Origin of the sequence: Streptomyces sp. B15, from assembly GCF_018070605.1 — a bacterium.
In the GTDB taxonomy this organism is placed as follows: Bacteria; Actinomycetota; Actinomycetes; order Streptomycetales; family Streptomycetaceae; genus Streptomyces; species Streptomyces smyrnaeus.
In genome coordinates, this window is the sequence record NZ_JAGPXJ010000076.1 from 19,023 (window position 1) to 38,974 (window position 19,952).

General features: G+C 68.8%; 21 protein-coding genes and 1 pseudogene. 14 read left to right on the forward strand and 8 right to left on the reverse strand.

The features are described from left to right. Positions 1 to 3: 3 nt before the first annotated feature. The 7 genes from KBY19_RS27295 to KBY19_RS27325 all read left to right on the forward strand — a co-directional run bounded on the left by KBY19_RS27295 (position 4) and on the right by KBY19_RS27325 (position 9,180). Positions 4 to 918 (forward strand): PrgI family protein, encoded by a 915-nt coding sequence (locus KBY19_RS27295; protein WP_210966895.1) that lies wholly within the window; start codon positions 4 to 6, stop codon positions 916 to 918. Continuing rightward, the gene (locus KBY19_RS27300) at positions 912 to 2,717 is read left to right on the forward strand and encodes a VirB4 family type IV secretion system protein (RefSeq protein ID WP_210966896.1); all 1,806 of its coding nucleotides are present in this window, start codon (positions 912 to 914) and stop codon (positions 2,715 to 2,717) included. Before KBY19_RS27295 ends, KBY19_RS27300 begins: the two co-directional genes overlap by 7 nt. Continuing rightward, positions 2,714 to 5,119: a type IV secretory system conjugative DNA transfer family protein gene (locus tag KBY19_RS27305; protein ID WP_210966897.1), complete on the forward strand. Its 2,406-nt coding sequence runs from the start codon at positions 2,714 to 2,716 to the stop codon at positions 5,117 to 5,119. Before KBY19_RS27300 ends, KBY19_RS27305 begins: the two co-directional genes overlap by 4 nt. Positions 5,120 to 5,237: 118 nt before the next feature. Beyond that, positions 5,238 to 6,239: a replication-relaxation family protein gene (locus tag KBY19_RS27310; protein ID WP_210966898.1), complete on the forward strand. Its 1,002-nt coding sequence runs from the start codon at positions 5,238 to 5,240 to the stop codon at positions 6,237 to 6,239. After that, positions 6,236 to 7,165 (forward strand): bifunctional lytic transglycosylase/C40 family peptidase, encoded by a 930-nt coding sequence (locus tag KBY19_RS27315; RefSeq protein ID WP_210966899.1) that lies wholly within the window; start codon positions 6,236 to 6,238, stop codon positions 7,163 to 7,165. Before KBY19_RS27310 ends, KBY19_RS27315 begins: the two co-directional genes overlap by 4 nt. Then, on the forward strand, positions 7,162 to 7,956 hold the full coding sequence (locus KBY19_RS27320; RefSeq protein ID WP_210966900.1) for a hypothetical protein: 795 nt from the start codon (positions 7,162 to 7,164) through the stop codon (positions 7,954 to 7,956). Before KBY19_RS27315 ends, KBY19_RS27320 begins: the two co-directional genes overlap by 4 nt. A gap of 180 nt (positions 7,957 to 8,136) precedes the next feature. Beyond that, positions 8,137 to 9,180 carry a hypothetical protein gene (locus KBY19_RS27325; protein WP_210966901.1) on the forward strand — a complete coding sequence of 348 codons (1,044 nt, stop codon included), beginning with the start codon at positions 8,137 to 8,139 and terminating at the stop codon, positions 9,178 to 9,180. 84 nt (positions 9,181 to 9,264) lie between these two features. Here the strand turns inward: KBY19_RS27325 and KBY19_RS27330 are convergent. Continuing rightward, a pseudogene (locus KBY19_RS27330) lies at positions 9,265 to 9,462 on the reverse strand (IS5/IS1182 family transposase); the annotation flags it as partial. 234 nt (positions 9,463 to 9,696) lie between these two features. Here KBY19_RS27330 and KBY19_RS27335 point away from each other — a divergent pair. From KBY19_RS27335 to KBY19_RS27365, 7 genes are all read left to right on the forward strand, one after another. Continuing rightward, complete coding sequence (locus tag KBY19_RS27335; protein WP_210966902.1) at positions 9,697 to 10,164, forward strand: MarR family winged helix-turn-helix transcriptional regulator; 468 nt, start codon at positions 9,697 to 9,699, stop codon at positions 10,162 to 10,164. Between the two features lie 69 nt (positions 10,165 to 10,233). Then, complete coding sequence (locus tag KBY19_RS27340; RefSeq protein ID WP_307843636.1) at positions 10,234 to 10,743, forward strand: VWA domain-containing protein; 510 nt, start codon at positions 10,234 to 10,236, stop codon at positions 10,741 to 10,743. A gap of 68 nt (positions 10,744 to 10,811) precedes the next feature. Continuing rightward, entirely contained in the window at positions 10,812 to 11,192 is a 381-nt protein-coding gene (locus KBY19_RS27345; RefSeq protein ID WP_210966904.1) for a hypothetical protein, read from the forward strand. 363 nt (positions 11,193 to 11,555) lie between these two features. Continuing rightward, positions 11,556 to 12,062: a hypothetical protein gene (locus KBY19_RS27350; RefSeq protein WP_210966905.1), complete on the forward strand. Its 507-nt coding sequence runs from the start codon at positions 11,556 to 11,558 to the stop codon at positions 12,060 to 12,062. A 178-nt stretch (positions 12,063 to 12,240) separates the two neighbouring features. Further along, positions 12,241 to 13,563, forward strand: coding sequence for a hypothetical protein (locus tag KBY19_RS27355; protein ID WP_210966906.1), 1,323 nt, complete (start codon positions 12,241 to 12,243; stop codon positions 13,561 to 13,563). Positions 13,564 to 13,575: 12 nt separating this feature from the next. Beyond that, positions 13,576 to 14,109, forward strand: a complete 534-nt coding sequence (locus tag KBY19_RS27360) for a hypothetical protein (protein WP_210966907.1) — start codon at positions 13,576 to 13,578, stop codon at positions 14,107 to 14,109. Positions 14,110 to 14,686: 577 nt separating this feature from the next. Next, positions 14,687 to 15,486 (forward strand): IS5 family transposase gene (locus tag KBY19_RS27365; RefSeq protein WP_307843637.1). Its coding sequence is split into 2 segments (ribosomal slippage): positions 14,687 to 15,022 and positions 15,025 to 15,486, totalling 798 coding nucleotides; the frame shifts between segments, so codons are not numbered across the junction. A 41-nt stretch (positions 15,487 to 15,527) separates the two neighbouring features. Here KBY19_RS27365 and KBY19_RS27370 read toward each other — a convergent pair. The 7 genes from KBY19_RS27370 to KBY19_RS27400 all read right to left on the reverse strand — a co-directional run bounded on the left by KBY19_RS27370 (position 15,528) and on the right by KBY19_RS27400 (position 19,862). Continuing rightward, on the reverse strand, positions 15,528 to 16,121 hold the full coding sequence (locus KBY19_RS27370; RefSeq protein ID WP_210966908.1) for a hypothetical protein: 594 nt from the start codon (positions 16,119 to 16,121) through the stop codon (positions 15,528 to 15,530). A gap of 96 nt (positions 16,122 to 16,217) precedes the next feature. After that, the gene (locus KBY19_RS27375; RefSeq protein ID WP_210966915.1) at positions 16,218 to 16,934 is read right to left on the reverse strand and encodes a hypothetical protein; all 717 of its coding nucleotides are present in this window, start codon (positions 16,932 to 16,934) and stop codon (positions 16,218 to 16,220) included. A gap of 218 nt (positions 16,935 to 17,152) precedes the next feature. Beyond that, positions 17,153 to 17,692 carry a transposase gene (locus KBY19_RS27380; RefSeq protein WP_247691471.1) on the reverse strand — a complete coding sequence of 180 codons (540 nt, stop codon included), beginning with the start codon at positions 17,690 to 17,692 and terminating at the stop codon, positions 17,153 to 17,155. Positions 17,693 to 17,849: 157 nt separating this feature from the next. Continuing rightward, positions 17,850 to 18,047: a DUF4314 domain-containing protein gene (locus tag KBY19_RS27385; RefSeq protein WP_210966909.1), complete on the reverse strand. Its 198-nt coding sequence runs from the start codon at positions 18,045 to 18,047 to the stop codon at positions 17,850 to 17,852. Between the two features lie 188 nt (positions 18,048 to 18,235). Further along, complete coding sequence (locus KBY19_RS27390; RefSeq protein WP_210966910.1) at positions 18,236 to 18,556, reverse strand: hypothetical protein; 321 nt, start codon at positions 18,554 to 18,556, stop codon at positions 18,236 to 18,238. A 73-nt stretch (positions 18,557 to 18,629) separates the two neighbouring features. Beyond that, positions 18,630 to 19,346 (reverse strand): DUF317 domain-containing protein, encoded by a 717-nt coding sequence (locus KBY19_RS27395; protein ID WP_210966911.1) that lies wholly within the window; start codon positions 19,344 to 19,346, stop codon positions 18,630 to 18,632. 135 nt (positions 19,347 to 19,481) lie between these two features. Further along, on the reverse strand, positions 19,482 to 19,862 hold the full coding sequence (locus KBY19_RS27400; RefSeq protein ID WP_210966912.1) for a hypothetical protein: 381 nt from the start codon (positions 19,860 to 19,862) through the stop codon (positions 19,482 to 19,484). Between the last annotated feature and the right edge of the window lie 90 nt (positions 19,863 to 19,952).

The following is a 19,952-nucleotide window of genomic DNA, read 5'->3' on the forward strand; positions in this document are numbered from 1 at the left end:
GCCATGCACGGCACACATGACGAAGGTGTCGAAGCCGTACGGATTCCCGCCGACGTCGAGCGGCCCGACCGAGTCCTCGGCCCCTTCACCGCGCGGCAGGCGGCCCAGCTGGCAGCCGTCGGCCTGCTGTTGTACGGGGTGTGGTGGCTGCTGCGCCCCTACATAACTGCCCTCGCCTTCCTCGCGATGACCACCCCGGTGGCCGGCGTAGTGACCGCGCTGGTGGTGGGCCGCCGGGAGGGGATCGGCCTGGACCGGTTCCTCCTCGCCGCGCTCGCCTTCATCCGCACCCCCAAGCGGCAGGTGCACGCCCCCGAAGGAATCCCTCCCCTACCGGAGTTTGTGCCGAATCGGCTCCGACGCGCTGCCGGTCCCGCGCCCTGCCCGATCGCCATACCTGCCGAGGGCGTCGATGAAACAGGGGTTATCGACCTCGGAGCTGACGGGCGTGCGGCGCTGGCCTCCTGCTCAACGGTCAACTTCGCGCTACGGACCAGCGCCGAGCAAAACGCACTCACGAGCGGGTTCGGTCGCTGGCTGAACTCGCTGACCGGGCCGGTACAGATTCTGCTCACCACCCACCGGGTCGAGCTGGCTCCCATGGCAGCCTCCCTCCGCGAGGGCGCTCCCGCGCTCCCGCACCCGGCGCTGGAGGCGGCAGCTCGCGCCCACGCCGACTACCTCGATCAGCTCGCCGTAACACGGGACCTGACCGCCCGCCGCCATCTGGTCATCGCACGGGAGCCACAGGCCACCTCGGGCGGGCGAGTATGTCAGCGCGTGCACGAGATGCAGCGCGCCCTGGCCGCGGTCGAGATCGATGTCGGCCCGCTCGATGCGGAGCGCGTGGTCGAGGAGTTCGCCGATGCCTGCAACCCCGACCTGCCCCACCACCGCAAGGAGACGGTCTCGTGCTGAAGCGCTGGCGCTCCCGCCCGCCCGAACTCCCCGGCTCCGATCTGCTGGAGCTCCCCGGACCTGATGCCCTCCAGGTCCGCGCCCGGATGCTCGGCATCGGCTCGCACCTGACCGCCACGCTGGTGGTGACCGGCTATCCGGCCGAAGTGGCACCAGGCTGGCTCGACCCACTGCTGAACTACCCCGGCCGCCTCGATGTCGCCTTCCACATCGAACCCATCCCCGGACCGGTCGCCGCCGAGCGGCTGAAGAAGCAGCGCGCCCGGCTGGAAGCCTCCCGCCGCACCAGCTTCGGCAAAGGACAGATCGACGACCCGGAGGCAGATGCCGCGGCTCAGGACGCCGCAGAACTCGCGTACGTGGTTGCCCGCGGTGAGGGACGGCTCTTCCGCGTCGCGCTCTATCTGACCGTCCACGCCCCCGACATCGCCGCACTGGAGGAGGAGCTCGCAGCGGTTCAGGCCGTAGCGAGCTCGCTGCTGATCAGCACAGCACCGGCGACCTTCCGCGCCCTGCCCGCGTGGCTGGCCACCCTCCCCTTCGGCATCGACACCCTCGGAATCCGCCGCACCTTCGACACGGCCTCGCTGGCCGCATGTTTCCCGTTCACGAGCCCTGATCTGCCCGCCCCGCGCGATGGCAGCCCACCCACCGGGGTGCTCTACGGACTCAACTGTGCCTCCGGCGCGCCGGTCATCTACGACCGCTTCGCCCAGGAGAACTACAACTCCATCACCCTCGCGCGCTCCGGTGCCGGGAAGTCTTACGCCACCAAGCTGGAGCTGCTGCGGCTGTTGTTCACCGGCGTGCAGGCCGCCGTCATCGACCCGGAAGACGAATATGTATGCCTGGCCGACACGGTGGGGGGACGCGTCGTGCGTCTGGGCGCCGACGGCGTCCGTCTCAACCCCCTCGACCTGCCCGCCACCGACCACGAGGGCGAGGCAGACGCCGCTCCGGAGGCGGGGGGTGATGCGCTCACGCGCAGGCTGCTGTTCTTGCACAGTTTCCTGTCCGTGCTCTTCGCCACCGAGCTGACCGCACCACAGAAAGCGGCCCTGGATCGGGCCCTGCTGACCGTGTACAGGCGCGCGGGCATCACACACGACCCACGGACCTGGAAGCGCACAGCACCCACCCTCGGTGACCTCGCCGACGTCCTCGAAGAAGACAACAGCGAGACCGCCGGTGACCTGGCTGCGCGACTGATGCCCTACACCACGGGCTCGCATGCGGACTTGTTCAACGGGCCCACCACGACACCGGTCGACGGTCATCTGGTGGTCTTCGCGTTGCGTCAGCTCGCCGACGAAGTGCACGCCCCGGCGATGATGCTCACCCTCGACGTCATCTGGCGCCGCGTGACCAGCCGAACGGTGCCATGCCGGCAGCTGGTCGTGGTGGACGAGGCGTGGCTGCTGATGCGGGAAGGCGAAGGCGCCCGCTTCCTCTTCCGCGCCGCGAAATCCTTCCGCAAACACTGGACCGGACTCGCCGTCGTCACCCAGGACGTCGAGGACGTCCTTTCCACCCAGCTCGGCCGCGCGGTGGTCTCCAACGCCGCCACCCAGCTCCTGCTCGGCCAGTCCACCCAGGCCATCGACGGCATCACCAAAACCTTCCACCTCTCCCACGGCGAACGCGAATTCCTGCTGGCCGCCCAGCAAGGCGAAGCCCTCCTGCAAAGCGGGGAGCGGCACAAAGTCGCCCTGCTGTCGGTGGCCGCGCCCGAGGAACACGACGTCATCACCACCAACCCCGCAGAGCTGGCCTTCGCTGAAACGGAAGAAGACGCGTGACCTCCCCCGCACCGCACCCCCACAGCCCGCTCGTTGACTTCCTGACCGACCCCACCTCCGCCTGGCCCTCAATGGGCAGCACGGTATGCGGCCTGTGGCGGGCCCATGCCCCGGTGCTGCTCCCCGCCGTCCTGCTGACCATCACCCTGGCCGTCCACGTCCGCTACCGCTGGCAGAGCCGCCGACAGCGACAGATGACCGAGGGCGCCCGCTGTGTCACCGTCCTCGCCCCGCCACACGTTCCCGAGAAGGGCGGCGAAGTGCTGTGGGCGCAATTGTCGGGTCTGTTGCGCCCGTGGTGGCAACGACTGCTGCACGGCCAGCCGCACCTCGGCTTCGAATACCTCTGGAATGCCACCGGACTCACCGTCCGCCTCTGGGTCCCCGGCAGCGTCCCGCTCGCCCTGGTCCGCAACGCGGTCGAGGCCGCCTGGCCCGGCGCCCACACCACCGTCTCCCCACCCACTCCTCTCGTCCCCGCCGGTCACATCGCCACGGGCGGACGGCTGCGCCTGGCACGCCCAGAGGTCCTCCCCCTGCGCACCAGCCACACCAGCGATCCACTTCGCGCCCTCCTGCAAGCCGCAACCGGCATGGGGGAGCACCAAAGCGCCACCGTGCAGATCCTTGCCCGGCCCGCGACCGGAGCTGCGCTGCGGCGGGCGCGGCGTACCGCCCGACGGTTGAAGGCAGGAAACGGTGGCCCGGCCCGTATTCCGGCCGCATCCGCGTGGCTGGCGCACCGCCCGCAGCGCGGCACGGGTGACCGGCAGGATGCCGACCATTCGGCCGCCGTACGCCAGGCCGGGGCGAAACTGGCCGCCGGTCCGCAATGGTGCGTCACGGTCGCCTACGCCGCCACCGCACACCCGAAGAGCAACAAGCCGCAGGAATCCACGCGCGGGCGTGCGCACGCTCTGGCGTCCGCGTTCGGGATGTTCGCCGAACGCAACTGGCTCAACCGCACACGCCTGCCCCACCCCGCGACCGCCCTCAGCACACGCCACTTCCCGCCCGGACGTGTCCGGCTGCTGTCCGTCCCCGAACTCGCCACCCTGGCCCACCTCCCCACCGACCCGGACGCCCCCGGCCTGCAACGCGCCGGAGCCCGATCCGTCCTCCCCCCGCCCACTGTCCCGAGCCCTCACCCCGGAGCCGGGATCAAGCCCCTGGGCCGCTCAGATACCGGAGCCCGCCGAGGGGTCGGTCTGGCGGTACCCGATGCGCGTCAGCATCTGCACCTGATGGGCGCAACCGGCTCGGGTAAATCGACCCTGATCGCGAACCTGGTTCTCGATGACGTCCGCAACCGCCGAGGTGCCCTGGTCATCGACCCGAAGGGCGATCTGGTCACCGATCTCCTCGCCCGGCTACCCGACACCTGCGCGGACCGGCTCGTCCTCATCGACCCCGACGACTCCCACGCCCCGCCATGCCTGAACGTGCTCGACGGCGAGGACATCGACGTCGTCGTCGACAACATCACCGGCATCTTCCGCCGCATCTTCACCGCCTTCTGGGGCCCGCGCACCGACGACGTCATGCGAGCGGCCTGCCTGACCCTCCTCAAACACGCCCGCACCAGCCGCCAGCTGGTCACCCTCGCCGACATCCCCCGCCTCCTGAGCGAGCCCGCCTACCGGCTGCGGATGATCCCCCAGCTCAAAGACCCCGTCCTGCGCGGCTTCTGGGCCTGGTACGAACAGCTCTCCGAACCCTCCAGGGCCGCCGTCATCGGCCCCCTGCAAAACAAGCTCCGCGCCTTCCTGCTCCGCGACTTCGCCCGCCGCGCCATCGCCGCCGGCGCCTCCACCTTCAACCTCGACGACATCCTCGACGGAGGCATCCTCCTCGCCCGCCTGCCCAAAGGAGCCCTCGGCGAAGAGACCGCCCGACTGCTGGGCTCCTTCCTGGTCGCCGGAGTCTGGCAAGCCGCCGCCGCCCGCACCCGCACCCCCGAACACCAGCGCATCGACGCCGCCCTGCACGTGGACGAGTGCCACAACTTCCTCACCCTCCCCTACCCCCTCGAAGACATGCTCGCCGAAGCCCGCGGCTACCGCCTCGCCCTCACCCTCGCCCACCAAAACCTCGCCCAGCTCCCCCGCGACCTACGCGAAGGCATCTCCGCCAACGCCCGCAACAAGATCTACTTCAACGCCTCACCCGAAGACGCCCACCACCTCGAACGCCACCTCGCACCCACCCTCACCGCACACGACCTCGCCCACCTCGGCCCCTACCAAGCCGCCGCCCGCCTCCTGACAGACGGCGCAGAAACCGCCGCCTTCACCCTCACCACCCGCCCCCTGCCTCCGCCCGTACCCGGCCGATCCGTAGACCTCCGCGCCGCCGCCGGGACCCGCACCGGCTCGGCACGCCGCGCCCCCACCGCTCCCTGACGCACCCCGCCGACCCACGCGGCCTCGCGTGCCGCCAGACCTCCTCTGCACCTACGGCACAGCTGGCGCCCGCCCTCTTCCTCGCACTTGATCGCTGACCTTCTGGTGGTGAACCCGTATGTCGCCCGCCCTTCCCCGCTCCTCCCACGGCCCCGGCTCCCGCTACACCGCCCGCGCCGCCTTCTCCCGCGCCCGGCCCAACCGCCAGCCTCACCACGTCAATCTGACCCCCCTCGTGCACCGGATCACCGACCGCGACCAGTGGCTGGCCTGGATGCTGCACGAACACCGCGTATTGACCACACGACAGATCACCCGCCTGGCTTTTCCCTCCCTGCGCACCGCGCAACGCCGCCTGCGCGCGCTCTACGAGTACGCGCTCCTGGACTCCTTCCGCCCCCTGGTGCAAAGCGGCTCGGGCCCCGAGCACTACACCCTCGGCCCCGCCGGCGCCGCCCTCCTCGCCGCACAAGCAGGCTGCGACCCCTCCGAGATGGGCTGGCGCCCCTCCCACACCGGGCGCATCGCCTACTCCCCCACCCTCGGCCACGACCTGGGCACCAACGAGCTGCTCACCCTCCTGGCCGCACACGCCCACACCACACACACACGCCTGACGCTCTGGCTGTCCGCACGCTCCAGCGTCCGCCGCTGGGGCGACCTCGTCCACCCCGACGCATACGCCCACTGGTACGACGACGGATGGCGGGAAGTGCCCTTTTTCCTCGAATACGACACCGGCAGCGAACAACTGGCCCGCGTCGAGGCGAAACTCGCCTCCTACGCCGCCTTCACCACCGCCACCGGCGCCCGACCAGCCCTGCTCATCCACACCCGCACCGCCTCCCGCGAGGCAGCCCTGCGACGACGGCTCACCGAACCGGCCCGCAGCCTCCACCTGCGCGTCGCCACCGCGTCGGCCGACTTCACCACCGACACCCCCTGGGGCCGATGGTGGCTGCCTCTCGATCCACCAGCCCGGCGCACCGAACTCGCCGCCCTCGCCTCCCGCTGGCCGGACCTGACGCCGGCCTACAAGGCAGAAGCCAGCGAAGCAGACTCCCTCCTTACCCTCCCCGTGCCGCCACTGCCGCCCACGAATCCAACAAGTCGCCGATGACCAAAGCCCTCGGCGCCGCACTCGGCGGCGTCTTCTTCCTCATCCTGCTCACCCTCGTGGGAGGCGCCGCACTGACCACGAGACTCAGCAACGGGGCAGCGGCAGCAACCTCCGGCTTCGAGGCACCCAGCAAGTACGCCAGGAACGACATCCCGCCCGCTTACCTGGCCCTCTACCAGCGGGCTGCGCCCGTGTGCCCCGGCCTGTCCTGGACCATCCTGGCGGCCATCGGCAAAGTGGAGTCCAACCACGGCCGCCACCCCACCCTGCGCTCCAGCGCGGGTGCGCTCGGACCCATGCAATTCCTCAAGCCCACCTTCGATCAGTACGCCCACCCCGTACCGCCCGGGGGCAAGAAGCCACCCACCCCGTGGGACCCGGTCGATGCCGTCTACGCCGCCGCCAGGATGCTGTGCGCCAACGGCGCGAAGGACGGTAAAGACTTGCGCGGCGCGCTCTTCGCCTACAACCACGCCGACTGGTACGTACGCAAAGTCCTCCGCACCGCACGGCGCTACGGCGCCGCGCCCGCCGCCGGAGGAGCAGTTGGTAAGGCCCTCGCCTTTGCCCGCTCGCAGCTCGGCGCCCGCTACGTATGGGGCGGCGACGGAGGAGCCGAGGGAGGCTTCGACTGCTCGGGCCTGACCAAAGCAGCTTACGCAGCGGCCGGAATCACCCTGCCGCGTACGGCCGAGGAGCAGTACCGCGCCACCCGCAAAGTGCCCTCCGGTAGCCCGCTGAGACCAGGAGACCTCGTCTTCTACGGACGCCCCAGGAACCTCCACCACGTCGGCCTCTACGCCGGAGAGGGCCGGATGATCCACGCCCCCAAACCCGGCACCACCGTCCGCTACGAGTCCTACAAATACGCCGGCCACGACTTCTACGCCGCCACCCGCCCCACCCAACGAGAGCACCGTCGATGAGACGTCCGCCGTCTGCGCCTCCCGAAGAAGCCGAGCGCCTGCTGCATAACCTCACCAAAGCACTGTGCGCAGTCGGGCTCCTCTCACTGGCCTTCACCGCGGTCAACGTCACCCTCTTCGCCACCGCCCGGGGCGTACCGTTGGCCATCGCCGTACTGCTCGACCCGATGCTGGCCCTCACCCTGGCCATCGTGCTGTACGCCGACGCACGCCTCGCCTCCTGGGGACTGACCCCGCCCGCCTGGTCGACCGCCCTGCGCTGGTGGGCGGGAACCACCGCCGCAGCCATAAACACCTGGGCCTCGCTATGGCCCGACGGGAAGGTCGGGTGGCCCAGCAACGCCGATCCAGCCGCCGTACTGCTCCACCTCGCCCCATGCCTCCTGCTGACCGGCCTGGCCGAAACCATCGCCGCCTACCGGAAGCTCCTCACCCGCGCGCAGCAGCACACACAAACATCCCCTGCGGCCGGTACGCACCCGGCCGACGCCTCCCCCGAACCCGCGCGAGACGGAACCGCACCCGGGGGCCCCAACGCGCCTGACGGCCACCACCAGGGTGAGCCCGTCATCAGCGACGAACTGTTCACCCGCACACGCACCCTGGACGAAGCGGTACAGCAACGCACGGGCCGCCCGGCCAGCATCCGATACCTACGCCGGGCACTGCACCTGGGCCAAGACCGCGCCCGCGCGTTGCGCACCCGCCTGGATGCCGCGCACCCGACCGCACCCACCACACCCGCTACTGCACCCGTAGGACCTTCTCAGAACTCTTCTGACCTGGGGTGATCCCGCTTGACGGGATTGGGGGTGGCGAGCGTCCATGGACGTCGGCGAAGCGGGATCAACCGCACCGCGCATGCGGCCCGCACCGCCCGCGACCCCACAGTGCACCCACCGTGCGCCCGGGGCCGCACCCCGGCCGGGGACCCCATCCCACCGCGACACGCAGCCGATTGAGGTTCCCTCATGACAGACAACACGGAGAAGTCCGTCCGCACCCGCACGATCACTGACACCAGTGAGCTGACCGGCGCCCGCGCCCAGATCTTCCAGGCCCTCACCGACCACCCCGGATCCAGCGCCACAGCCCTCGCCGTCGCCGCCGGACTCGGCCGCTCGACCGCGGGCAAGGCCCTCGCCACCCTGGAAGGCCAACAGATCGCCCTGCGTGAAAAGGGCGACCCCACACCCGGCAAGGCCACCCCGGACCTCTGGTACCCGCACCCCGACACCGCACCCGGCCAAGTGCACCCGCTCCCCGACCAGGAAAGCGAACCCAAGCCGGGCACCGCCGCGCCGGAGACCGACAATGCGGAATCGGCGGAACCGGAGGCCGCGCCGACGGACTCCCACCCGGAGAGCGGCGAATCCGCACAAGCGCACCCGGCCACTGACGCGGAGGCGGGAGCACCGCAAAGCCCAGCGTCGAACCCCGAGGTGCAGCCCGACGAGCGCGCCGAACCCGCACCCCAGCAGGACCAGCCAGCACACACCTCGGACCCGGACCCGGATGCGGAACAGGCAGACAACCCGCCCGAGGAGCACTCCGACGCGGCGCCGCACGATGCCCAGTCCACCGCTCCCCAGACCGGGGGCGGTGCACCTGTGCAGGAGGAGGGGCCGCAGTCCCCCGCCGAGCCCGTCGCGAAGACCGGCGACCCCACCCCGGTGGCCAGCGCCTCCCAGCCGTCAGCGGAAATCCCCCGCCCTGAGCCCGGGAAGATGTGCCCCACCTGCGGGCACTGGCGCCCCTCCGACACCCTCACCGACAACGGCAGGCTGCGCCCGGGAGCCCTGCGCGAGATGGTCACCGCTTTCCTGGCCGCCCACCCCGACGAAGCGTTCACCGCAACCAAGATCAGCCGCCACCTTGAGCACAGCTCCGGCGCCATCGCCAACAACCTCGCCAAGCTGGCCAAGAACGGCATCGCCCGACAGGTCAGCGACAGCCCCCGCCGCTACCAGTACGCCCCGCCCCAAAGCGACACCCATACCAGTACCCCCAACTGACCGCCTCAGTGGGCGGCGGTGGCCCGCGCCCGCACACGGCACGCGCCACCGCCCCCGGCCGGGCCACAAACCAGCGCCCTAGCGCAGCGTCAAGTTCGTGCGCGAGTACATAACGACCAGCAGGATCCGGTCCTCCAGAGACAGGCTCCACGGTCGGCCGCGGTGCCTGTCGGCCACGCCCTCGCGGCGAACTGTAGCCATCAACTTGCCGAAGCAGCGCGGGCTCAGCCCCGCAAACGGGGCTATCCAGGACGGTTCCGATGCCGTGATCACGCCAGCCATCGCAAGACCATCTACGAACAGCCGTTACAGGAAATCCTGGGGCAGCCCCGTGACCGGACCCGGACCATGGCGAGGGCCGACGCCTCAAGTACTTCCAGGTTGCGGACCAGAGGCAGGGCTCCCCTTTCCCGCCCCCACAGTCGCCCGGAAGATCACCTGATTGACTTCACCCGCACTTGAAGTCATACGGTCGGTGTGCGGGCTCCACGCTGAAGCGCCTGGAGGGGATACCCCATGACGACCCAGCAGATCTCCGACACCGAACTCGCCGGACAGCCCGCCGCATACTGGACCGGTGTCGCCTACGAGGCCCTCATCGCGTACACCCGGGCCCAGCAAGCCGAAAAGGGCTACACCCAGCCCCAGTTCTGGCTGCTGCGCAACCTGTCGGTGAATGACATCTCACCCGACGGTGAGGGGATGACCTTGCCCGAGCTGCGGGAGGCCATGTCCTCCTACATCCGTCCCGAGGACGACTTGGCGGCGGAGGCCGAGGGGCTCCTTGAACGTGGCTGGCTGACCCAGGACACCAAGGACCGGCTGTGGCTCACCCCGGAAGGGGAACAGGCCCGCATCGACCTGGCCCGCAACGCCCCCGCGATCCGAGCCGCCCTCCACGAGGGCATCGACGACGCGGACTACGTCACCACGGTGAAGGTGCTCCAGCGGCTGATCCGCAACGCGGGCGGGACGGCCGCCTGATGGGCCGCAAGCCCGGGGCAATGCGCCCCGGGCCGGATACTCAAACCGATCTTTGCGGGACAAGCCTCAATCGCCGTCGACGTCTCCGGCTCCATGCAGGCAGCCGAGGGGCCCATCGCTTCGGCCGCCTGGATTCTCGCCAGGGCCACCGCCTTGACCGACCCCGACTCCCGCGTCGCCGCAGTCGCCTTCGACCTCGGCATCACTGCCATCAGCGCCCCCGGCCGCGCTTCCGGGCAGGTGACCAAGTTCCAGGCCACGGGCATGGGGCACAGCCTGGCCGAGGCCCTCGACATCCTCGACGCCGGAGTGGACCTCGCCCGGCCTGGAGCCGCACGCCTGGCCGTGATCGCCTCCGACGGCGACTACGGCAAGCGCACCCGGCAACGGGCCGCAGAACGCATCGCCGCGCTGAGGAAATCCGGATGCGCGGTGCTGTGGCTGACCTTCGCCCCCCGCAACCCCGACCGTCTGGAAGGGCCGCTGCCCGGCGCCACCCATGTGGAACTGACCGACCCGGCTGAAGCCGTGGCCGCGATCAGCAAAGCGGCAACGGCGGCCCTGACCGCCGCCCCCTGACCCCGACGACCACACGGGTGGGGGGCGGCCCCCACCCGTCCGCCCCACTACAGGAAGCACGAAACACCATGTCTGAGCTCCAGCCACTGACCGGCACCCGCGCCGTACACGACGCCCTTGGCCCCGACGCTGCGGAACTGCTGGCCACCCACCGCGCCACCGGCGGCTCCGCTGGCGCCCTGGCCGCAGCCGTGGAGGAGGCAGCAGCGGAAGCCGACCGTCTCCACACCGAACTTTGCGACCACTTTGACGACGTGCTGCATGAGCTTCCCGAGCTGGCCGAAGCCGACTCCGGCGCCCTCCACCTGCTCCAGCACACCGGTACGCATCTCGCAGTACTCGCTGCCCGGTGCGACCAGCAGTGGGCTGAACTCGACAGCCTCCTCGGCTGCTTCCGTCAAGCGATGGCCCGGCCGACCGGCCCCACTCCGCGCCGCACCAACCCCTGACACCCAGGGCTTTCGGCCCTGGACCCGCCGGGGCGCGGCGGCCACCGCGCCCCGGCGGCCACCGGGCGGCCCGCTACCCACGGCACCACCCGGCCACACGAAACACCCCCCGCCCCAGGGCCCGGCTGCGGGAGGCCGCCCCCGCGATGGGCGGCGCTGCCTGGATCGTGGCGGACTGGGCGACGCGGCGGTTGAACCCCCAGGTGGCCTCCGCCGTGGATCTGGTGATGAGGGACCCGCAGATGCGGGTCGAGGTGAACGCCTTCGACCACGGAGGCTCCACCGAGGCCGCCCAGGCCGCCGAGATCGGCGCACAGCGCGGTCGATCTGGCGGAGGACGCCAAGCAGCTCACCTAAGGGCTCGTGCAGCTCGCCTCGGCCACGTCGGTCCTGGCGGTGCTTCACCCGCTGCTGCTGGCGGTGCTGTTGTTGTCCATCGCGCCGCGTGGGCTGGGCGGGCTGTTCTCTGCCCGGATCTCCTACAAGGTCCACAACCGTACGGTGGCGGCCCGTAACGCGCGCGGCATGATGCACTGGTGGCTGACCACGCCGAACTTCGCCGACGAGGTGCGGGCCAACACCATGCGCCCCTACCTGTACTTCTGGTACCGCACGGTGTGTGACCGCGTCGAAGGGTGCGAGCTGCCAGCGGTGCCGGAGTTCCTACGGGTCAACCTGCTGGCCTCTCTCTCCGGGATCTGCGTGGTGGGCATGTGGGCCTCGCTGGGCGCGCTGGTGCTCGCAGGCTGTTTCGCCTCGGTCTCGACCGCGATCGTCACCTCCCAGACCGCCGGCGCCCAGTCGGCGACGAGTAGGCCAGGCAGCTTGTGGCTGATTTTCCACTTTCAAGCAGTGCAGAGACCCATATAACTTTCCTTGCGCACTACATCTGTTCGACTACTTCGGGGGGATTCAGCCAGTCATCACCGATTGTGCTCGGAGTTCCAGCCACATCGCCATCGTTCAGTCAGTGGCTTGCAACGCCGCTCCTCGGAGGCCGAGTGAAGGGACTTCTGTGAGAATCACCTTCCGTGCTTCTCTCGTTGGCATGGCGCTCGCGCTATTACCTCTTCAAGCCGTCGCCGCGCAACCACCCGGCAACACCGAAGCGTCGTCCCACTCCACACAGGCCGCCGCAGAAAAAGCCGGGATAAAACCCATCCCCGTCGTAAAATCTGCCAGTCCGAACCCGCAAAGCTGCAGCAAATTGCAGGCCCGTATCCGGTCACGCAGCTCTCAGGCCACCGGCACAGCTCTATGCACTGACCCCGTCCGCAACGTGAAGATCAGTTCACTGCCGCACGCTTCGGCGCGTCCTGGCGCGGCCCGCGAGCATCTGAAGTCCTCGCGCCTCTCCGCGGCCGGCCGTACTCGCGTACCGCTACCCGACTGGTGCTACGACTATGCCGACGGCTCCGGCAATTGGTTGTTCTTCCGGGACAAGGCATGTGCCGTCAGTGTGTGGGAACTGAAGCTCGTGGACCAGAAGACACGCAAGCAGATCGGCAGGCTGGAGTACCTGAGGGACGACTACCTCTTCACCGAGTACAAAACGTCCGCGTGGGGCCACCAGTTGTCGATCGATTGGATTGAAGGATCCGAAACCGGCGACACCACAGGCATCCTGCTCCAGGGCCAAGGAAGGTGCGAGGGCGCCTGCAAGCTTCCGAGCGAGAACGTCGAATTCCCCAGGCAGCCTGTCAAGACAAAGGGATACGCCTACGGACAGATCAACCCGGAAAGCACCGTCACCGAGTCAGGTGCCGTAGGAACAGGGAAATCAAGCATCATCTTCCAGTTCCTCAAGCCGGGGGCAAAACCCAGCAATCTGATGCTTTCGGAACCCGGAGGTGGAATACGCTGCGACAACGCCACACCCGGTATATCGGGTACTGGCTGCGTTGTGCCTGACTACAGGCCCGTCTTCCAGGTAAGCCGGTCCGGGGCGAATCCGGAGTTCGCACGCCACCTGAGCGATGCTCTGGCATCCGGGCTGCCCGGGGCCTACCCGGACGGGACTCCACTGACGCGAATGACCGACAGGAAGAAGGCCAGGCGCAATGGTGATCGAGCTTGCCCTCAGGCGTCCAAGGGCGGCTATCCCCGACCTACAGGCTACAGCTGCGACGAGTATCCCTTCCGATCCACCTGGGAAGGTGCCTACACGCAGTCGCCCAATACCCCCGCGTCTGGTCGCACGTTCAGCTGGTGCCAGATCAAGAAGCTCAACCCTGGAACTGGCGCCAAGGGCTGGTCAGCCTGCATGATCAAGGAAGGGCAGAACAGCGGCGGAGGGACCGCCCTGAAGAAATTCTATCTCGAAAACCGAGTCATCGAGAAGGATAAATTCTTCGTCTCGGTGATCGACTGAGCATCCCGTAGCGTGGAGACCATGACCGAATCGCCCACTACCGGCAGCGAGCAAGTAGACGCCGACTACGGCATGTTCTACCTCTGCGATACAGACATCCCTCCTCCTACAGAGATCCGTCCCGTCAACGGCCTGGTCTTCTCGCAGGACGGCATCGCGGTGGTGATGACCGGTGTACAGGGCGGGCCTGTACAGGTCGACGTCGAGGTTCGCTCACAAGCGCCGGAGACCGTGGACACCCATGCCTGGGACGAAGTCATCGATCACAGCCTCCACGCACCATACGGGCAGGTCAGAGCCAGCCACATGATGGACGGCCCCGCTGACCTGCCCGTCCTCACACCCCACGGGGCAGGCCACTACCGGGTCAGAGTCCATGCGCGCGGTCGTGATACCGAGCCGGACGGCTTCGTTGAAGAACCAGTCGAGGACTACTATCTGATCGTTTGGCCTCAGCCTCCCGAACCCGACATCGTCCACAAGCAAACCGATCAGCGGGGAGCTTCCTGGCGCGACTCCAGCGCCGACGACTCATCGACATCCTGAAATCCCCCGTGACCGGTGTGGGCCCCCTGACGTCAGGGGGCCCACGCCCTCCAGCTTGCCGTCGCCGAATGCGACGAATCGCATATGGGTGCCCTACACGTGCACCCGCTCGCGGCCGTCAGCCGCCTCGCTGCTCCGTCAGCGGCAGCTCGGTGGCACACTGCGGGCATGTCCGGCACCGGTATCGACGTGCCCAACACGCCGACTTACCGCAACTCCTGGAGGGTCGCCGGGGTCGGCCCGGCCTCGGCGGGAACGCATCTGCGACGAGCTGGACCGCCTCACCGTGGACCGGGGCCCCGTGTCGTTCCCGGTGCCCGCGCACCACGCGGAGGCGCCCAGATCTCGGTGATGAGCGCCGCGCCCGCTCACAGTTCGGCGTGGGCTCCCTTCCTCATGCACTTCTACACCCTGCCGTATGCAGCGCCCGCTGCGAAGATCACTGTGTGTTTCCGGCAAGCTGGTTCTCCTGATTCATGATGTGAAGACTCTGTGGGCAGCAACAGGTGGACGACTGCAGACACCCGCATTTAGAGGTCATCTCATTTGGCTCGGTAGGCTGTTGGGCGTGGTGGGGATCGTTGAGTGGCTGGTGCCGGACGAGTTGTGGGAGCTGTTCCAGCAGGTGGTGCCGGATGTGCCGTCGCGCCCTCAGGGCGGTGGCCGGCGTCGTCACGGCGATCGCGAGGTCCTGGCCGCGATCGTGTTCGTGGCGACGTCGGGGTGCACGTGGCAGCAACTGCCCGCTGCGTCATTCGGGCCGTCCGGCGCGACGGCTCATCGCCGGTTCACCGAGTGGTCGAAGGCCCGTGTCTGGGCGAAGCTGCACCGGCTGGTCCTGGACGAACTTGGCTCCCGTGGCGGCCTGGACTGGTCCCGGTGCGCGATCGACTCGGTGAACCTGCGGGCCCTGAAAAGGGGGACCTGACGGGTCCGAATCCTGTTGACCGGGGCAAGTACGGCTCGAAGATCCATCTGATCACTGAGCGGACCGGTCTGCCCCTGTCCATCGGCGTCTCGGGCGCCAATCTGCATGACAGCCAGGCCCTGATCCCGCTGGTGAAGGGCATACCACCGATCCGGTCCCGCCGGGGACCGAGGCGGCGCAGGCCGGGCAAACTCCACGGTGACAAGGGATACGACTACACCCACCTGCGGCGATGGCTGTCGGGGCGGGGCATCCGGCACCGCATCGCTCGCAAAGGCACCGACACTTCGCAACGACTCGGCCGTCACCGCTGGACCGTCGAACGGAGCATGGCCTGGCTCGCCGGCTGCCGCCGCCTCCACCGCCGCTACGAGCGCAAGGCCGAGCACTTCCTCGCCTTCACCAGCATCGCCTGCACCCTCATCTGCTACCGCAGACTCACCAAATGAGATGACCTCTTAGGCGAAGCGGAGAGGACACCTATCGCGCGTCATGACGGGGGCGAGATTCGGGTGATGACCGCCGGGAGACGCCCCTCCAGGATGGTGTTCCGGGGCAGGGAGAGGTTGAGGTAGTCCCCGACTGCCCGGAGCAGCAGCTGGTCGGGGTTGAGGTCTTCTTCTTCATCCTCGTCGTTGAATAGCCCGGCCTCGGTGAATGCGTCCCTGAGCGGGCCGTCTGTGTCTCCGTAGGCATCGAACATGCAGAGGGACAGGCCCCGGCCGTCTTTGGAGTAGGTCATGATGTGCGGCGGATTGTCCATCTGCGGGTCGAGGACCAGTACCTCCGCCCCGTCGCGGGACACCTCCGCCGGGAGATCCCATCCGGGGCACTCGCCGGTTTCCACCAGGTAGGACCATTCGCCGCTGGTTCCGATACGGCCGACCGAGTGGACGGTCTTCTTGTCGGCCACAACGTCGGCTGCTTCGCGGAGGGTCAGCGCGGGCAGGATATCGACTGGTTGCCCGGCTACGCGGGCGGCGAGTTCTTGCGGGCTGATACCCCGGGCGCAGGTGAAGTACAGGTTGCCGTAGTCGCCCATGCTGAACCAGACGTCTTCGACCCATTCGAGACCATCGGACACGGCGTGCTCCATTCGTGCAGTGGTGTTTCAGGCGGGTGGAGCAGGAGACAGCCAAAGCCGCCCCCTGCCCCACCCGATCGTTCGATCAGGCCGACGTTACGGCTTGGGTACGGTGCAGGTCAGCTTGTCCTCGGTGCCGCAGTGCGCGAACTCGGGGAAAGCAACCCAGTATTCGTCACCGTCGATGAGTCGGTTGTTGGCCTCTCCCGAGAACGTGGAGCCGAACGGCTTCATCGACTGGGTGTTTTGCCAGTTCGACATGGACGACCGGCCGCAGACCTCCTTGTAGGTGGGTGCGGCGAACCGGGTGTCGTCATACAGCTTCCACACGCCAGGGGCGTACCGGGTCCCGTAGGTCTGCAGGCACTCGTCACCGGAAGCGACCGGGTTCATCCCGCCGAACCTATCCGGCATGCCGGCACTGTTGTAGCTGCCCGCGTAGGCGAACTCGTCGCACGACTTCGGGTCTTTGTTGGTGGGGGTGAACTCCGGAAGGGTGGTGGTGTCCGGGTTTCCGTACTTGGTCGCCCAGCCCGTGCTGTCGGGGTTCGTGGGGCAGATCACGTCCCGGCTGTCGTTCGGGGTCCAGCCGGCCGTCCCCAGCTGGGGCAGGAACTTCATCGGCTTGCCCGCACTCTTGGAGCCGGGGTGGTTGGGCAGCTTGGTCTGCACGAGCCAGGCGTGTGCGACCGCGACGGGGGTCTTCTTGAAGTTCATCACCCACGTCGGCTTGTAGGCGTCGAACACACAGCCCGGCGTGGAGGAGCGCACCACGTCGCAGCGAACGTCGAAGTCCGGCGTGGAGTTGCCCAACGACTTCGAAATGATAGCCCCCGGGGAACCGACGACGTCACCGGTGAAGGACCAGTCAAGCTGCAGTCCGGAAACCTCAGTGGCGGTCCCGCCTGTCCACTCGTGGGTGAATGTCGCGGAGGCGGAGTGCAGGTCCTGGCTGGCGGTTGACCAAGTCGGTGACCCCTCCCATGCTGGACCCGAAGTGCTGCACTCCGGGGAGCACTTGAACGTCGGTTTCATGGTGAACGGCTTACCGCCGAAGCCAGCCCGGCGCGGACGGCCTCGGTGACCAGCTCCAGCCGGGTGAGGTCGCGCACTGCGGCCAGGACGTGGGTGGAGTCGGTGCGCTGCGTGGTGCGCTCGCGTACCAGCCCGGCTTCCTTCAGGCGAGCCAGCGCAAGGTCCAGCAGGCGGTCGGCACGGCCGTCCTCGGCGAGACGGCCGCGGAAGTCGGCCAGCACGCTGTGGTGGAAGCCGGGATCGTCCAACTCCATGGCCATGGCGCACTTGAAGTCGATGCGGCAGCGGACCGCCTCGGCGGCCTGCCGGTCCGACAGGCCGAGCAGGAACTGCAGCACGCAGACGGTGGCCAGCTGGGCGGGCGAGAGGCCCGGGCGCCCGTCGCGGGGGTAGCAGTCGGCGAAGTCCTCGTCGCCCCACAGCCCGTCCAGCCGGTCGCGGACCCATATCGCTGTCGTGCCGTCCGGGTTGCTCGCCCGCGCGATCTGCGCGGTCAGAGGCGGGACTTGCTCACCGGAACGGGGACGGAGGGACAACGGGCACCTCGATGGCTGCATCGGTCATCGGACGCGTCTGAGCATGCCCGTTGATCAGGCTGCCGCACCGCGAAACACCAAGATCCCCGATAGAGTCAAGCTCACCGGCGACAACGACACCGCCGCCGCAAGGTCCGATCCGTCTACCGGACCCGCCCTACAGGGAGGGGGCGTGGTGGGCGCGGTCTCCCGCGTGGGGGAGCAGGGTGAGGTGGGAGCCGCTGTCCCAGTCGACGTAGAGGTGGTCCAGCAGCGGGTCGTACCGGCGCACGGTTCCCAGGTCTCCTGGTTCGAGATGGGTGTATGGGTCGGTGGTGTGAACCAGCTCGATGCGGTCACCTGCGGAAAAATTCATAACGGCCTTCCTCGGACAGGTGATGCAAGGGGAAGAGGTGGGTGGCGGTCTTCGGCTGTCATGCGGTCTGACAGTGGTAACGAGAAGCAGGGGTAGCGGTCGCTGACCGGCTTGCGCCCGTCACATACGGCACGAGGCCCGCTCGGGGTGGGGAGTTCCCGACTCCAGCGGGCCCCGTTCCCAGGGGCCTATAGCCATTCGGCGTTGATCACCGCGTGCCGGTAGGCGGCGAGCATCTGGATGAGGTCTTTGCGGGCGCGTGTGTGTTCACCTGCGCCCTCGGCCTGTTCCAGCACCCAGCGCGCGACCGGGGCACGGAGCTGGGCGTAGGCGAGGAAGTCCGAGCGGGTTTCCTCGACGGCGGCTGCGGTGCTGAGGATGGCTTGGGCCAGGGCGTAGAGCGGATGCTCGGGCGGGCAGTGCGTAAGAAGGCGCAGTGAATCGCCCGCGAGAAGGTGGTCGTTGATCAACGCGAGGGTCTCCGGGTTGAGCTGTGCGCTGTCGGTCATCGAGGGCCTCCTTGGTCATCGGGGGGGGTGCCGGGCCCCTGTGCGCGGGCCCGGCACCGGCGAGCTGAGGGATTCAGGGACGGATGACGGTGACTGGGCCGGTACCAGGCTCGCGGTGGCGTGGTACGGGGGCGGGGTCGGCCAGTTGTGCGCACAGGGCGCGGATGAGGGCGGTGGGGGTTTGGGGGGTGGCCTGTGTGAGCCAGAGCGCCTCGTCGCGGTCACGATTGCGGGCCGCCAGCAGCCAGCTTTGTTCCTCGCGGGTGGGGTTTGCGGGGCTGGTGGGGGTGACGACGGCGGCCTGCTGGTCGCCGGGGGAGAACCAGGAGCACTCGTGCCCCAGGTCGCGGATCCATCCGGCCGCTTCCAGCGGTGCGGTCGCCTCGCCCGCGTCGGTTACCTCGTGCGGCGCGGGCTCCTCGTCTGCGGAGAGGAGGCCGGCAAGGGCGGCGGGCAGCTCCGGAGGCGTGCCCGGTGAGAAGATCACCCGCCAGGAGGGCAGGTGTCCAGCGGCCGGGTAGCCAAGGAACTCCCAGCCGACCGGCATGCCGTCACAGGCCAGGCGGGCGGGGTGTTCTTCGGTGCCGGGGGTGTGGAGGGCCAGGTAATGGCTTCCGGTGGCTTCGTCGCAGCGCAGGTAGGCGGTGCCAAGCCCAGGTACCCGCTGCTGCTGCCAGTTGCTGCCTGTGATCACCGGCACCTGGTCGCAGGGCCCGGCCAGGTAGCGGGGCTTGACCATGTACGGGGCGGGCCCGCAGCGGTCAGCGGGTGTGGGATTCTGCGGATGCATGGGACACAACTCCTTCGTAGCGGTTGGGGGTGTTTCCTGTAGCCGGGTGGTGCCGTGGGTAGCGGGCCGCCCGGTGGCCGCCGGGGCGCGGTGGCCGCCGCGCCCCGGCGGGTCCAGGGCCGAAGGCCCTGGGTGTCAGGGGTTGGTGCGGCGCGAAGTCGGGCCGGTCGGCCGGGCCATCGCTTGACGGAAGCAGCCGAGGAGGCTGTCGAGTTCAGCCCACTGCTGGTCGCACCGGGCAGCGAGTACTGCGAGGTGCATACCGGTGTGCTGGAGCAGGTGGAGGGCGCCGGAGTCGGCTTCGGCCAGCTCGGGAAGCTCATGCAGCACGTCGTCAAAGTGCTCGCAAAGTTCGGTGTGGAGACGGTCGGCTTCCGCTGCTGCCTCCTCCACGGCTGCGGCCAGGGCGCCAGCGGAGCCGCCGGTGGCGCGGTGGCTGGCCAGCAATTCCGCAGCGCCGGGGCCAAGGGCGTCGTGTACGGCGCGGGTACCGGTCAGTGGCTGGAGCTCAGACATGATGCTTCGTGCTTCCTGTAGTGGGACCGACGGGTGGGGTCGGCAGGGGCCGCCCCCACCCGTGTGTGGTCGCTCGGGGTCAGGGGGCGG